This window comes from Tateyamaria omphalii, from assembly GCF_019802125.1.
Lineage (GTDB): Bacteria > Pseudomonadota > Alphaproteobacteria > Rhodobacterales > Rhodobacteraceae > Tateyamaria > Tateyamaria omphalii_B.
Map to the genome: position 1 here is coordinate 122,080 of NZ_JAHVHT010000006.1, position 14,204 is coordinate 136,283.

The following is a 14,204-nucleotide window of genomic DNA, read 5'->3' on the forward strand; positions in this document are numbered from 1 at the left end:
CCAATCAAAACTCCTGTTTCAAGGAATCCAAAAAATGAGCAGTACTCTCTCCAAGCAGATGTTTGGAGGCCTGAAGGCATGTCTTTTTGCCATGTCCGGCCTTGTTCTTTCAGTATCCGGCGCCGTTGCCGGCCCCATCGACGTGTCGCAAGCCGTTGAGGCGGCAGGCGTCGATCCCGAAACCTCGACCATTGTTGTGCAGCGATTGTCGGACGATCAGGTCTGGGTCAGCAATGCAGACCGGTCGGCGCAACGCTTTGCGCCCGCATCCACGTCCAAGGTTCCGCACACCCTGATTGCCCTCGAAACCGGCGTTGCCGCACCGGAGACGATGTTTGACTGGGATGGCCAGCACCGCGTCTTTGACGGGTGGAACCGGGATCATACCCTCACCTCGGCTTTCCGAAGCTCGGTTGTGTGGGTGTATCAGGAAATCGCGCAGCGCGTCGGGTTGGCGGGCATGACCGAATGGCTGGGCCGCTTTGATTACGGCAATGCCGAGACCGGAACAGAGGCGACGCTGACCACCTATTGGCTGGACGATACGTTGCAGATCACCGCCCTTGAGCAAATCGCGTTTCTGGAACGGCTGGCGGAGCGTGACCTGCCCCTGTCCGACGCGACCTATGCCGCCGCCGACACGATCATGCAGTCGGATGCGGGCGATGGTTGGACCATGTACAGCAAGACCGGCTGGCGCTTCAGCAGGACCGACATGGATGTCGGCTGGTATGTGGGCTGGGTGCGGTGCAGCGCTGATACCTATGTGTTCGCGCTGAACCTGGACATGCCGGATCGCTCCTATCTCGAGCTGCGGAAACCGACCTCGCGGGCGGTACTGGACGCCGTGGGCGCGTTCGAGTGCCAGTGAGCGGCTTTGACATGGCCCGGCGCGTTCTGCGCGCCGGTGCTTTCATGGCGGTGATGTTTGCGTCCTTCGCAGGCGCGGTATCGGCCGCGGAAACGCGCCGCATCTCCTTTTCCTTTGATGATGCGCCACGGGGCGACGGTCCGCTGTTGAGCGGAGCGGAACGCACCGAGAAACTGGTTGCGGGACTTGCCAACGCAGGCATCGAAGGGGCCGCGTTTTTCGTGCTGACGCAGTCGCTGGCGCACCACCGGGACGGTGCCGACAGGCTGCGCACCTATACGGATGCGGGCCATGTTCTGGCAAACCACACCCACACGCATCCGCGCCTGCGCGAAACAGACCCCGACAGCTATCTTGCCGACATCGACAGGGCGGCGGCGATACTGGAGGGTTTCGACAACGTGGCCCCCTATTTTCGCTTTCCCTATCTGGATGAGGGCGACACGCGCGACAAACGGTTGGCTGTTGTTGCCGGGTTGGCGGCGCGCGGCCTGCAGAACGCCTATGTCACCGTCGACACCTATGACTGGTACATGCAGGCCCTCGTGAATGAGGCGGTCGAAGCGGGTCATCCGCTGGATATGGACCGGCTTGGACAGGTCTATGTCGAGGTGCTGATCGACACGATCGAATTCTACGATGCGTTGGCCGTGCAGACGCTGGGGCGGCATCCGGACCATGTGCTGTTGCTGCACGAGAACGACCTGGCAGCGCTTTTTGTCGAAGATTTGGCGGGGGCGCTGCGCGAGGACGGCTGGGTCATTGTTCCGGCCATCGAAGCCTATACCGATGAGATTGCCCGCGTCCGACCCGACACGCAGTTCAACGGACAGGGCCGCATTGCTGCCATTGCCCATGCCGCGGGCGTGGCCCCAAGGCAATTGGTGTCACCGGGCGAAGACGAGGACCGCTTGAGGGCAGCCTTTGTCGCGCGTGGTCTGCTGCCGGTGGAGGGGTCATCAAAATGACCAGACATTTTTGCGCATGCGCCTTTGTCGCCGGTCTCTTGAGTGTCGTGGGTCACACGGCCTTGGCAGAACAGGTGGTTCTGACCACCGATCGCGCCACCTTCGAGATTGACACCGACACTTTGGAGATGTCCGGCGCGATGCGCGGGACAACCGTGACTGCACTCGCACGGCCGGCCCTGATCGGGGAAACGCGAGCGCTGTCCAGCGACGCGGTCAGCGCGGAATGGCAGGTTGAAACCGACAGCGGGCGGTTGTCGGTCACTGCCCGCGCGGCCGGGAGCAGCATGACGGTTGAGATTGCATCGGATCGGCCCGCGCATCTGCCATGGCCGCATATGCCGGCGCAGGCCAGCGATGAATGGGCGCTGCCCGTGCTCGGAGAGGGGCGACTTTTCGAAGCACAGAACGCGGACTGGCGCCGCTTTCTGATCGACGTGCTGAATGGCGGAGATGCGTTGGTGCAGTTTGCGCAGCCGTTCTGGACCCGTTTGCACGATGAGGGTTCCGTGACCTGGCGGATGGACACACCCTGGGACGCGCGCCTGTCATTTGAAGACAGTGACACCGTGCTGAGCGTTGGCGTCGTTCATGCATTTACGCCACTCAACCTTGATCGCCCCTACCGCATGACCGTGGATCTGGGGCCGAGGGATCCGGTGATCGGCGCGCAGCTCTATCGTGCGCATCTGGAAGAAACCGGTGCCTTCCGTGCGCTGAGCGAGAAAGCGGCGACAAGGGCGGACATCGATCTGCTGGCCGGGGCGCCACATATCTACCTGTGGTCTGACGGGCTGTTGACCCCATCCGATGTCACGGCGTGGCGCCGCTTTGTCCGGCAGTTCGCGCGGCGCCGTGAAGCGCCCGGTTCCCTTTCCGCGGACCTGTGGGGCGCAGTGCCCGGTGACGTTCGGGCAGAAATTGAAACGGCAATCGACGAAGCGCAGGGAGCGGATGGTTTCGTGTCCCGGTACAGCCGGACCCAATTCATCCGCGCGCTCAACGCAGCACTTCCGCTTGTGCGCCCCTTCGAGGGTGAAGCGCTGTTGCCCGGACGGCATGACCCGGCCAAGGAACAAGCCCATCTGCTGGACCTGCGCGCCGCACTCGCTGCCGAGTTCGAAGGCAGCCTGGCGCCGCCAGATACATGGGGCGGCGGGATGAGCCTGCGGATTCTGGATGCATTGGCAGAGGCCGGTATTGCGCGTGCCTGGCTTGGCATCGAAAACTGGCACCACGCGCTCGGCCATCCCGAGGCCATGGCAGAGGCCCGGTCGCGTGGGTATCTCTTTGGGCCCTACGACAGCTACGCAAGCGCACATCCTGAAGGTGAAGAGCAGACCTGGCCGACCGCGCAGATGGGGCAGGCCATTTTCGACGACGCGCGGATCCTCAGTGCCGATGGGTCGGTGCGGTCCGGATTTCGCGGTATCGGGGTCTATGTGAACCCGCGCGTCGTTGCTGACTACGCCATGGCGCGGATACACGCCGTGGCAGACACGCTGGGGGCCAACAGCTATTTCCTAGACGTGGATGCGACCGGGCTCTTGATCGAGGACTATGCAGAGGGTCGGCAGACCAGCAAGCGTGCCGCGTTCGAGGCGTTGAAGCAGCGGCTGTCCCTTGTGGCCGAGGACAAACAGCTGGTTCTGGGCTCGGAAGTGGGCGTTGCCGCCTTCGCTCCTTACATCGACTTTGCCCACGGCATCACGACACCCGCCTATGACTGGATGGACCCGCGTACGCGGAAAGATCCCGAGCCGATTTATCATATCGGGAACTACTGGCCGCCCGAGGCGCCGGACAGGTTTTTCAAACCTACCCTGCCCCCGCCCAACATGACCGAGATCGTGTTCAACCCGGCGTACCGCATCCCGCTGTATCAGATCGCGCTTGGCGACAGCGTGGTCACGACGCATCACTGGCACTTCGGGACACTCAAGCCGGAAGGGCAGCGCGCGCATAACGAGTTGATCGGACTGCTCTATGCGGTGCCGCCGCTCTATCACCTCAACGCAAGTGTACTGGACCGCGATCTGCCCACAATTGCAGACTACGTGGCCGATTTCGCCCCGCTGCACCGACGTCTCATGACCGAACAGATGACAGGTTTTGCGTTTCTGTCGACCGACCGCTTGCTGCAGCAGACGGCATTTGCGGACGGGACGGTCATCGTGGCGAACTTCTCGGGCCAGACGCGGTCCGTGCCCAGCGGGCAGAGCGTTCCCGATCGCACGGTTCTTGTGGACATGCCGGGTGCAGACCCCGTGATCATCGGAACAGGTTCGTAATCTGCTTCGTGGCATGCAGGGTGTGCAACGGAAAACAAAATGGGCCGCCCCGGTTGGGGCGGCCCAATCGTAAGGCGGATCCTGATCCGCCTTAGTTCAGGTCGGCGTCGCGTGCTGCGTTCACGTCTGCTTCGGCTGCAGCAACCGCTTCTTGCAGAGCGGTGAGGATTTCGTCGCCGCGGGCCACGTTGGCCACGAACCAGTCATTGACCGGGGCGGCTGCCTCGGCGAAGGCCGCTTTTTGCTCCGGCGTCGGCACGTAGAGGTCACCGCCACCGGCGACGAACTCTTCATAAGCCTGGATCGACTTGCGCTTGGGCGAGGCGAAGGTTGCCTGTTGCAGCGCGTAGAAACCGTCGACCACGACGCGGCGCATGTCTTCGGGCATCGCCATGAACTTCTCGTTCGACATCCACCACAGTGCGCCCATGTAGGCGTGGCCGTCGAGGGTCACGTATTGCAGCCCGGCATCGGGGAATTTCATACCCATGATGTCGGTGATGCCGTTCTTGGAGCCTTCGACCACGCCGGTCTGGAACGAAGTGAACAACTCGGGCCACGGGATCGGGGTTGGAGACGCGCCCAGTGCTTTGACCAGCTCTTGCGGCAGGTCGGCGACCACGGTGCGGATTTTCAGGCCCTCCATGTCGCCCGGCTCGGCGATGCGGCGTTGGGTGTTGGCGAAGTTGCGCCAGCCGCCGGTGTTGCCGATGGTCATCAGGCGGATGGCACCACCGGAATCCTCGAGCGCCATGTCACGCATGGTGCGGGTGAAGTCGCCCGACAGGACGTGCTCCGCGATGCGGTCGTCGGCCATCAGATAGGGAAGGTCGAGCACCTGCACGTAGGGGAAAATGCCCGACGCGCCGCCCGAGGTGGAAATGTAAACGTCGATCGAGCCGTCGGCCACGCCTTGCAGGCATTCCGCGCCGTTCGAGCACAGCTGCGTGCCGATGAAGAGTTCGACTCCGATGGCGCCGTTGGAGGCTGCTTCGACGTAGTTCTTGAACACGACGAGGCCGTCATAGTCTTCGTCATTGGTGTTCGAGTTGGCGGTGGCGCGGATCGTGTATTCCTGCGCGGTCGCCATCATGGCCGAACCCGCGACAAGCGCGGCGGCCGTGAGGGTTTTGAGGGTCGTTTTGAGCATGTGGTTAGGTCCTCCCGTTAAGCTCTTGGATCAGTTGGCAAACCCCGTGAGACGGGGAATGGTCATGGAAATGGCGGGCACGTAGGTGATCAGGAAGATCACCGCGATCTCGATGGCGAGGAAGGGCAGGATCGCCTTGGCGATGGTTTCGACCTTCTCGCGACTGACGGCGGCGGCGACGAATAGGACAAGCCCCATGGGTGGCGTTGCCAGCCCCACTGTCAGGTTCACCGACATGATGATCGCGAAGTGGATCGGGTCGACGCCGAGATCGACGAAGATAGGGCCGAGGATCGGGCCGAGGATGATGATCGCGGGGCCTGCGTCGAGGAACATGCCGACGATGAAGAGCAGCAGGTTGATCAGGAACAGCAGGATCAGCGGGTTTTCCGACAGCGTCAGGATGAAGTCCGCGAGGATTTGGGGGGCGTAGCTGAGCGACACCACCGTCTTGAACGCAAGCGCTGCGCCGACGAGCAGCAGGACCACGGCAGAGGTCAGGCCCGCGCGGCTCAGGATGTCGGGCAAATCGCTCAGCCGCATGGTGCGCAGGACGAAGAAGGCGACGAAGACGGCGTAGGCCACGGCGACCGCTGCGGCTTCGGTCGGGGTGAAGACACCGCCCAAGATGCCGCCGAGGATCAGGACAGGCGTTTGCAGCGGCACAATGGCGCGTTTGCAGATTGTGCGGAATTCGCTGCTGACTTGGGTGCGCAGGGCAAGCATCAAGGCGTGTGCAACTGCGACTGCGGCGGCAAAGGTGCCCCAGAGGATCAGCGGCGACGTCTCACCCAGCGGCAGAAACGCCCAGAGCAGAAGACCGATGTTGAGCCGCACGAGCGCCCAGGACACCCAGCGCTCCATCGGGCTGAGTTCGACCCCGTCGAACTGCACCTTGTGCGCGGCGGGCAGGTCGTATCGATCTGCGGTCAGGCGGATCATCACCATGAGGCCGACGCCGACAAGGATGCCGGGGACAATGCCGGCGAGGAAGAGTGCCGCCACGCTTTCGCCCATGACGTAGGCGTAGATGATCATGATTCCTGACGGCGGGATGATCGGGCCGATGACGGATGAGGCAGCGGTGATCGCAGCGGCGTAGCGGCGTGTGTAACCCTCTTTCTCCATCGCAGGGACCAGCATGGAGCCGAGGGCCGATGTGTCAGCCACGGCGGAACCCGAGAGGCCTGCGAAAAGGATCGAGGACAGGACGTTCACTTGCGCCAGACCGCCGCGCAGATGGCCCATGAGCGCTTGGCTGAATTGAACGAGGCGGATGGTGATCCCACCCTTGTTCATCAGCTCACCCGCCAGCATAAAGAAGGGGATCGCCATCAGCGGGAAGCTGTCCATCCCGTTGTAGACATTGCGATAGAGCAGCGTGATGTCGCGCTCCTGCCCGTTCAGATACAGCAGAATACCGGGGGCGGCGAGCAGGCCGAAGAAGACCGGCAAACCAATCAGGAGGAAAAGCAGGAAGAGCGGGAGGAACCAGATCAGCATGTCATTCGCTCCCCGCGGCCATGTCGCCCAGATCGAGGTCGGGCAGGCGGTCGCCGCCGCCCATCATCTCGACCAGTTTGCGCAAGATCAGTTCGATATTGACCAGCAGCAGCAGGACCACACCGACCAGCAGCGACAGCATCATCCAGCTGCGCGGGATGCGAAACCAGCCGTCAAAGGTGGGGATGTAGAGGGAGGCGGTGGCAAAGCGGCCACCGAAGCCCGTGACCTCGGACCAGCCGATGGGCAGGGCGACGAGCAGGATAGCGAGCGAGATCAGCAGCAGAACAAGGCTGAGGAGCGCCGCAACGGTGCGCGGAAGTACGCCCGAGATCATGTCGAGCGCCACAAAACCGCCGCGACGGAATGCCGTGGGCGCCATGAGGCCCGTCATCCACAGCATGCAGAAGCGCGCGGCTTCGTCCGGCCAGGGCAGTGCGTTGTTGAAGACGTAGCGCGCGACCACCTGGATCAGGATCGCGATCACCATGGCCGCAATTGCCACGATGCCGATGGCGCGCCCGATCTTGAGCAGGGCACCATTCACCCATGCAAACGGTGCCAGCACCGTCAGTAACAGACCCATGAAGGGCCCTCCCTTTGTCGGTCGCCCGGTGGTTTGTTCCACCGTGGCCCATTTTCCGCTTTCACCCCGCGGGCGGGTCGTTTTTCACGTCAGGACGTGACGGAGCCGAAATCGCCCCCGAAGAATGTGAGCGGCTGGCCGTCGCGCATTTCAGTGCGCTGGACCTGGCCCACGATGATGACGTGGTCGCCCGCGTCATGTGCCGCCACCCTGCGACATTCGAACCGCGCAAGGCAATGATCAATAAGAGGAACGCCGTCGGCGTTCAGAGTGTGCGGATGCTCGCTCAGCACCTGCGCGTTGCGGGCCGCGAGCTTGCACAGGTCGCCCTGTTCCGCCGCCAGCACGTGGATCGCATAGTGGTCCGCCGCGTCGAAGTAGGGGAAGCGCCGGGCGTTCCGGTCCACGGACCACAGCACGAGTGCAGGGTCGAGCGACACCGACGAAAAGCTGTTGGCGACGATGGCGATGGGGCCGTCAGCGCTAGGGGCCGTGACCACCGTCACGCCGGTGGCAAACTTTCCGAAAGCGTCGCGCAACTGGCGGCTGCTGTCTGCGTCGGGGGTGAACACGGTGGGTTGCTGCGGGCTTTGCATCGTCATCAGGCCACCTCGTGTCCAAGCGCCGCCTCGTAGAGGCGGAACCATGTGGGTCGGTCGAGCGACACCTTGGTCGCAGCACCAATGTTCTTGATCCGGTCGAGGTTGTTGGTGCCCATGACCGGGATGATGTTTGCGGGATGCGCCAGCAGGAAGGCTGTCGCGACCGCGGCGCGGTCGACCCCGTGGGCGCCCGCAATCTCGTCCATGACATCGTGCAGCTTTTCGCTGCCGGTCATCAGGCCACCGCCCCCCAGAGGCGACCACGCCATGAGCGGCTGGCCGTGCTGTTGGTGGAAGGCGAGGTCGCCGTTGGTGAAAGGGTTGATTTCGCTGAGAGAGATTTCGATCTGGTTGGTGACCAGTTTCGTTTTCATGCCCGATTGCAGCAGCGACCAGTCCCACGGGCGGAAGTTGGACACGCCGACGCTACCGACTTTGCCCGAGGCGACCGCTTCGTCCAGCGCCGCACCGGTTTCGTGGTGGTCCATGAACGGATCGGGGCGGTGGATCAGCAGCAGGTCGATATGGTCGATGGCCATATCGCGCAGCGAGTTTTCGATGCTCTGCATGATGTGGGCGCGCGATGTGTCATAGTATTTGACCGGCGCATCGGCGTAGCGGCCCATGGGGGCCACGATGTCGCATTTGGTCACGATCTCCATCTTCGACCGCAGGCCGCTGTCGGCCTTGAGCGCTTCGCCCAGCACCGCCTCGGCCACGTAGCCGCCGTAGATGTCGGCTTGGTCAAAGGTCGTGATCCCCTGGTCGAGGCAGGCGTGGATCTTGGCCTGCACGTGGGACACGGAGGTGTCGCTGTCATCGGCCAAACGCCACATGCCATAGACGATACGCGAGAAGTTCAGGGTATCGGATAGTTGGACGCGGTCCATTAGCGGCGCTCTCCTGCGGCGAGTGGGGTTGCGGGGGCGCTGTCTGGCACCCGGCCATAAGCATGGGGCAAAGAACAGGTTTTCAAGTGCGGCATGACGCGCGCGCCGAAATGTTTTGCTTCTTCCAGGTGTGGGTAGCCCGAGAAGATAAAGGCGCGGATGCCCATCTTTTGATACTCTTCTATCTTGGACATGACTTGGTCGGTGGAACCGACAAGGGCAGCACCGCAGCCTGAGCGTGCCCGGCCCACGCCTGTCCAGAGACCCGGTTCGACGTAGCCGAACTTGTCTGCCAGCTCGCGCGCCTTGGCCTGATGCGCGACGCCCAGCGATGTGCTGTCCAGCGCGCGGTCGCGGATCAGCTGGCCGTATTCGTCGTCGAGCTTCGACACGATGTAGTCGGCGTATTCGCGGGCCTCGGCTTCGGTATCCCGCACGATCATGTGGACCCGCAGGCCGTAGTCGAGCGTGCGGTCGTATTTTTCGGCCACCGCGTTCACGTCACGCATCCGGCCCGCGAGGTTCTCCTGCGGCTCGGGCCACATGAGGTAGACGTCGCAATGCTGGCCGCAGAGTTCGAGCGCGGAGGGGGAATACCCCCCGAAGTAGAGCAGCGGGCCGCCGGTCTGGTAAGGGCGCACGGGGTCAGTGGTGAGGCCGGTGAAGTTGTAGACCTCGCCCTCGTAATTGATCTCGTCCCGTGTCCAGGCTTGCTTCAGGATTTCTACCACTTCGCGAGAGCGTTGGTAGCGGTAATTGCTGTCCGCTTTTTCGCCCGGGAAGTCGGAAGAGATGATGTTTACCGTCAGCCGACCCTCAAGCATGTGGTCAAGGGTGGCGATTGTGCGGGCGAGCATGATGGGCTGCACTTCGCCGCAGCGGACGGCGGCCAGCAGGTTGATTTTGCGGGTGATTGGCGCGCAACCTGCGACGAAGGACAGCGTGTCTTGACCCACCTGATAGGACGAGGGGCAGAGGATGTTGCGGAAGCCTTGGGCCTCCGCCTCTTTCACGATGTCTGAGCAGTGTGCCCAGCTAGACCGCAGGTCGCCGTCGGGCACGCCGAGGAACTGGTAGTCGTCCGAGCACAGCGCCGAAAACCATGACACTTCGGCCGCGTCGAGGTCAGGGGATGTGATGGGGACGATGGTCATCGGCGCACTTTCCGTTCGGGTTAACTTGGGACTTGCGTAACACTGTCATTGATGTAGATCAATGGTGTATCAATTTTGCTTTTCGACGCGCTCGACGACACTGTGACCGATCCCCGCCCCTCTCCACATGCGCTGCCGATTTATGTGCAGATTGCCGAGCTTCTGACCCGCGATATCGTGGCCGGTCGGTTGATCGACGGGGAGCGTTTGCCGCCCGAGCGGGACATGGCGACCGAGTTGGGCGTGAGCGTGGGCACACTGCGCAAGGCCCTGCGTGATATGGGCGATAAGGGCTTGGTCGAGAGCGTTCAGGGGTCGGGCAACTACATCCGGGCCGGCGGGGACACCGGCACCGTCTATGCCATGTTCCGGCTGGAACTGCTGGAGGGCGGCGGGCTGCCGCGGGCGCAGGTGCTGTCCGTGGACCTGATGGACAAGCCGGGTGATCTGCCTGCGTTCGGGACGTCGGGCCAAGCCACACGCATCCGCCGTTTGCGGTCGCTGAATGAAACAATCATGGCCGTGGAAGAGATCTGGCTGGATGCGGATGCGGGAATCGTGTCGGAAGCGACGATGTCCGAATCTCTCTACGCCACTTATCGCAAGGAATTGGGGCTTTGGATCCACCGGGCGGAGGACCGGGTGTCGCTTGGCCCCGTCCCGGATTGGGCGCCCGAAGCCTATGGCCCCTGCCCCGGTGAGACTGTCGGTTACATCGAGCGGCTGAGTTGGGCGGACGCAGCGGCACCCATTGAATTTTCCCGCACATGGTACGACCCCGCGCGGGCCGTTTACGTGCAAAGACTGAAGTGAAGGAACGCAAGTTGGATCAGGTACGCTATGGCATCATCGGATGCGGCATGATGGGGCAGGAACATATGCGCAATATCGCGCTGTTGCCCGAGGCGAGCGTGGCCGCGTTCTTTGAACCCGATGACGGGATGGCGGCGCAGGCTGCGGCCATTGAGCCTGCCGCGCTGCGTGTGGGATCGGTGCGGGAGCTGCTTGCGGTCGAGGAGCTGGATTGCCTGCTGATCGTCAGCCCGAACTACTGCCACGTGGCGCAGATGGAAGAGATCGCGGCGACGCGCCCCCTGCCCTTGCTGGTGGAAAAACCGCTCTTCACGGACCCCGAGGATGCGGCGAAGCTGACGGCGTTCCGCGATAGCTACCCCTGTCCGGTCTGGGTGGCGATGGAGTATCGCTACATGCCCGTCATTGCGCAGTTTCTGGAGAAAGCCAGTGATGCGACTGGCGGCATCAAGCAGCTTTCCGTGCGCGAACACCGTTTTCCCTTTCTGGAGAAGGTCGGCGACTGGAACCGGTTCAATCGCTACACCGGCGGCACCTTTGTCGAGAAATGCTGCCATTTCTTTGACCTGATGCGCTTGGCGATGGGGGCCGAGCCGGTGCGGGTGATGGCCTCCGCCGTGCAGGCGGTGAACCATCTGAACGAGGAATATGGCGGTGAGGTGCCGGATATCATCGACAGCGGCTACGCCCTGGTCGATTTCGACAATGGCACGCGGGCGATGCTGGAACTGTGCATGTTTGCCGAAGGCTCTGCCTATCAGGAGGAGCTGTCCGCCGTTGGGCCAACCGGCAAGATCGAAGCCTTTGTTCCCGGTCCGGGACGGTTCTGGCCGGATCATCTGGGCCCCGCCCCGATTGCCAAGCTGGTGACCTCGCCGCGCCATCCGCAGGGGCCGGTAACGCATGACATTCCGGTTGATCCGACCCTGCTGGACGCTGGCGATCACAACGGGTCGACATTCTATCAGCACCAGAAATTCGCTGCTGTCGTGCGGGGGCAAGGGACGCCTGAAGTGACGTTGGCCGATGGCTGGGCCGCCGTTGCGATGGGCATGGCCGCGCAGGAAAGCGCGCGCACCGGACAGGCGGTTGATCCACGGCGGTGGATGTAGGCGGAGCTTCGCTGCCGATCCGTTTGCTGTCCGTGGACTGCATTGTCATGTTGGCCCGACCAGCATTCAAGAAACGGAGTCTCCCCATGTCCAAAGTCATTCTGATCACCGGCTGTTCTTCCGGCCTTGGGGTGTCACTGGCCGTGCAGGCGGCGCAGGCCGGTCACACGGTTTATGCCACCATGCGCAACCTGTCCAAGCGGGCGGTGCTGGATGATGCCGTCGCAGCGGCGGGCGTGACGGTGCATGTGGCGCAGCTGGATGTGCAGGATAGCGCGTCGATTGCTGCTTGTGTGGATCAGGTCATTGCCGCCGAGGGCCATGTGGACGTGCTGATCAACAATGCGGGCGCCGGGTTTGTCCGCTCGACCGAGCAGGCGAGCGAAGAGGACATCAACTGGGTGATGGATGTGAACTTCATGGGTGTCGTGCGCTGCACAAAGGCGCTGATCCCCCATTTCCGGGAACGTCGCGCCGGGCATGTCGTAACCATTTCATCCGTCGGCGGGCTGGTTGGGCAGCCCTTCAACGAGATTTACTGCGCCGCCAAGTTTGCGGTCGAGGGGTATATGGAGGCGATGGCCTCGTACATCTCGCCCAGTTTCGGGATCAACTTCACCGTGGTCGAACCAGGCGGGATTGCGTCGGAGTTTGCGGCCAACGTGATGAAGCAGGTGGAAGAGACCGGCGGGATGCTGGATGACGAATACCTGCCGATCCTGCAGAAGTATGTGGGCGGCGCGCAGGACCGCGCGGCGGGCGGAGATATTTATCAGACCGCCGACGAGGTGGCGGCCGTTGTGATGGACTGCGTTGCGTCTGATGATCCGCCCATTCGGACACGCACGTCGAAATGGGGCGAGGCGTTTTGTGCGTTGAAGACCGACCTCGACCCAGATGGCAAGAAGCTGCAGAGCCAAGTGGTGGATACTTTCCTCAGCTAGTCGTCAGCATGTGTTTGAACGCATGCCATGATGCCTTGGGCGTGCGTTCGAGCGTGTCGAAATCGACGTGGACCATGCCGAAGCGCTTTTCATAGCCGAGCGCCCATTCGTAGTTGTCCATGAGCGACCACGCCATGTAGCCCTGCACTGGCACGCCCTTGGCGATGGCGTCGCGGACGGCTTGCAGGTGGCTTTGGAAATAGGCGATGCGGGCGTCGTCCTGGACTGCGCCGTTCGTGACCGTATCCGCGTTGGCCATGCCGTTTTCGGTGACGAAAAGCGGCAGGTCGCCGGTGTACTCCTGAGCCGTGCGCACGAGGAAGTCATGCAGACCCTGGGGGTAGACCTCCCACCCCATTTGGGTTTTCTCGAGCGGCCCCTCGACGCCGTTGTGGTGCGGCCATGGGCCGTCGTTCGGGGCGATGATCGAGCGTGTGTAGTAGTTGATCCCGGCCCAATCCAGCGGGGTCTTGATGGTCGCCATGTCGTCTTGCCAGCCGTCTGGGAAATACTGGCCAAGATCGCGGACAAGGCGGTCGGGATAGGTGCCCTTGAACGCGCCAGAGACGAAGAAGTGGTTGTAATAGTCGTCGTAGAGTGCTGCGGCTTCGGCAGCTTCGGGGCTGTCGTCGGCGGGGGTGGCCCATTCCATGTTGAACACGGCGCCGAGGTTGCCGACCCCCATGCCGCGCATCCGCTCGATGGAGGTGCCGTGGGCCAAGAGGACGTGGTGCATGGCGCGGGCGGTGGCGCGGATGTCGCGCAGGCCGGGGGCATGGTGGCCGAGGAAGTGGGAGAGGAAGGACACGCACCAGAATTCGTTGATCGCGGCGACCGAGTAGGTGCGGTCGCCGATGCGGGCCATGACGGCTTCGGTAAAATCCCCGAACCAGCTTGCGATGTCCCGGCTGCGCCAGCCACCAAGGTCGGCGAGGGCCGAGGGCAATTCCCAGTGGTAGAGGGTGGCGCAGGGTTTGAGGTTTCGTTCCAGCATCGCGTCGATCAGCCGGTCGTAGAAATCGAGCCCTTCTGGGTTCACAGTCCGTCCGTCGGGCATGACTCGCGCCCAGCTTGTGGAGAAGCGATAGGCGTCAAAGCCGCCGTCGCGCAAGAGGTCTAAGTCTGCCTCGTACCGGTGGTAGTGATCGCAGGCGCGTGCGCCGTCTTCGGCGCGGACGACATTGCCGGGTGTGGCAGCAAAGTCGTCCCACATGGCGCGGCCTGCCCCGCCGAATTGGTGTCCCTCGATCTGGTAGGCAGAGGTTGCGGCCCCGAAGAGGAACCCTTCGGGAAAGTCGGTGCGTTTGTGCGTGAACATTG

Annotated in this window: 13 protein-coding genes; 6 read left to right on the forward strand and 7 right to left on the reverse strand. The window is 62.9% G+C overall.

The window, feature by feature from the left end; genetic code table 11:
- Window positions 1-34: 34 nt before the first annotated feature.
- From KUV51_RS19790 to KUV51_RS19800, 3 genes are read left to right on the forward strand one after another with little or no spacing between them, the layout of a single operon-like run.
- A complete protein-coding gene (locus tag KUV51_RS19790; protein WP_222523185.1) occupies window positions 35-871 on the forward strand; it encodes a penicillin-binding transpeptidase domain-containing protein in 837 nt (278 codons plus the stop codon).
- Window positions 872-882: 11 nt separating this feature from the next.
- Window positions 883-1,839: a polysaccharide deacetylase family protein gene (locus tag KUV51_RS19795; RefSeq protein ID WP_222523186.1), complete on the forward strand. Its 957-nt coding sequence runs from the start codon at window positions 883-885 to the stop codon at window positions 1,837-1,839.
- Window positions 1,836-4,130, forward strand: a complete 2,295-nt coding sequence (locus tag KUV51_RS19800; RefSeq protein WP_222523187.1) for a glycoside hydrolase — start codon at window positions 1,836-1,838, stop codon at window positions 4,128-4,130. Before KUV51_RS19795 ends, KUV51_RS19800 begins: the two co-directional genes overlap by 4 nt.
- Before the next feature lie 91 nt (window positions 4,131-4,221).
- Here KUV51_RS19800 and dctP read toward each other — a convergent pair whose 3' ends face one another.
- The 6 genes from dctP to KUV51_RS19830 form a co-directional block, all read right to left on the reverse strand.
- A complete protein-coding gene (gene dctP, locus KUV51_RS19805; protein ID WP_222523188.1) occupies window positions 4,222-5,280 on the reverse strand; it encodes a TRAP transporter substrate-binding protein DctP in 1,059 nt (352 codons plus the stop codon).
- 30 nt (window positions 5,281-5,310) lie between these two features.
- Window positions 5,311-6,783, reverse strand: coding sequence for a TRAP transporter large permease (locus tag KUV51_RS19810; protein ID WP_222523189.1), 1,473 nt, complete (start codon window positions 6,781-6,783; stop codon window positions 5,311-5,313).
- A gap of 1 nt (window position 6,784) precedes the next feature.
- Window positions 6,785-7,369, reverse strand: a complete 585-nt coding sequence (locus KUV51_RS19815) for a TRAP transporter small permease (RefSeq protein WP_222523190.1) — start codon at window positions 7,367-7,369, stop codon at window positions 6,785-6,787.
- A gap of 89 nt (window positions 7,370-7,458) precedes the next feature.
- A complete protein-coding gene (locus tag KUV51_RS19820) occupies window positions 7,459-7,971 on the reverse strand; it encodes a flavin reductase family protein (protein ID WP_222523191.1) in 513 nt (170 codons plus the stop codon).
- Complete coding sequence (locus KUV51_RS19825) at window positions 7,971-8,861, reverse strand: aldo/keto reductase family oxidoreductase (protein WP_222523192.1); 891 nt, start codon at window positions 8,859-8,861, stop codon at window positions 7,971-7,973. Before KUV51_RS19825 ends, KUV51_RS19820 begins: the two co-directional genes overlap by 1 nt.
- The gene (locus KUV51_RS19830; protein ID WP_222523193.1) at window positions 8,861-10,015 is read right to left on the reverse strand and encodes an LLM class flavin-dependent oxidoreductase; all 1,155 of its coding nucleotides are present in this window, start codon (window positions 10,013-10,015) and stop codon (window positions 8,861-8,863) included. The genes KUV51_RS19825 and KUV51_RS19830 overlap by 1 nt, the downstream gene beginning before the upstream one ends.
- Before the next feature lie 75 nt (window positions 10,016-10,090).
- Between KUV51_RS19830 and KUV51_RS19835 the strand changes: the two genes are divergently transcribed.
- From KUV51_RS19835 to KUV51_RS19845, 3 genes are all read left to right on the forward strand, one after another.
- Window positions 10,091-10,828: a GntR family transcriptional regulator gene (locus tag KUV51_RS19835; protein WP_261385959.1), complete on the forward strand. Its 738-nt coding sequence runs from the start codon at window positions 10,091-10,093 to the stop codon at window positions 10,826-10,828.
- Window positions 10,783-11,940, forward strand: coding sequence for a Gfo/Idh/MocA family protein (locus KUV51_RS19840; RefSeq protein WP_222523194.1), 1,158 nt, complete (start codon window positions 10,783-10,785; stop codon window positions 11,938-11,940). The genes KUV51_RS19835 and KUV51_RS19840 overlap by 46 nt, the downstream gene beginning before the upstream one ends.
- An 86-nt stretch (window positions 11,941-12,026) precedes the next feature.
- Window positions 12,027-12,884, forward strand: coding sequence for an SDR family oxidoreductase (locus KUV51_RS19845; protein WP_222523195.1), 858 nt, complete (start codon window positions 12,027-12,029; stop codon window positions 12,882-12,884).
- On the opposite strand, the gene KUV51_RS19850 is transcribed toward KUV51_RS19845, so the two are convergent.
- Window positions 12,877-14,202 carry a GH1 family beta-glucosidase gene (locus KUV51_RS19850; RefSeq protein ID WP_222523196.1) on the reverse strand — a complete coding sequence of 442 codons (1,326 nt, stop codon included), beginning with the start codon at window positions 14,200-14,202 and terminating at the stop codon, window positions 12,877-12,879. The genes KUV51_RS19845 and KUV51_RS19850 overlap by 8 nt on opposite strands.
- Window positions 14,203-14,204: the final 2 nt, after the last annotated feature.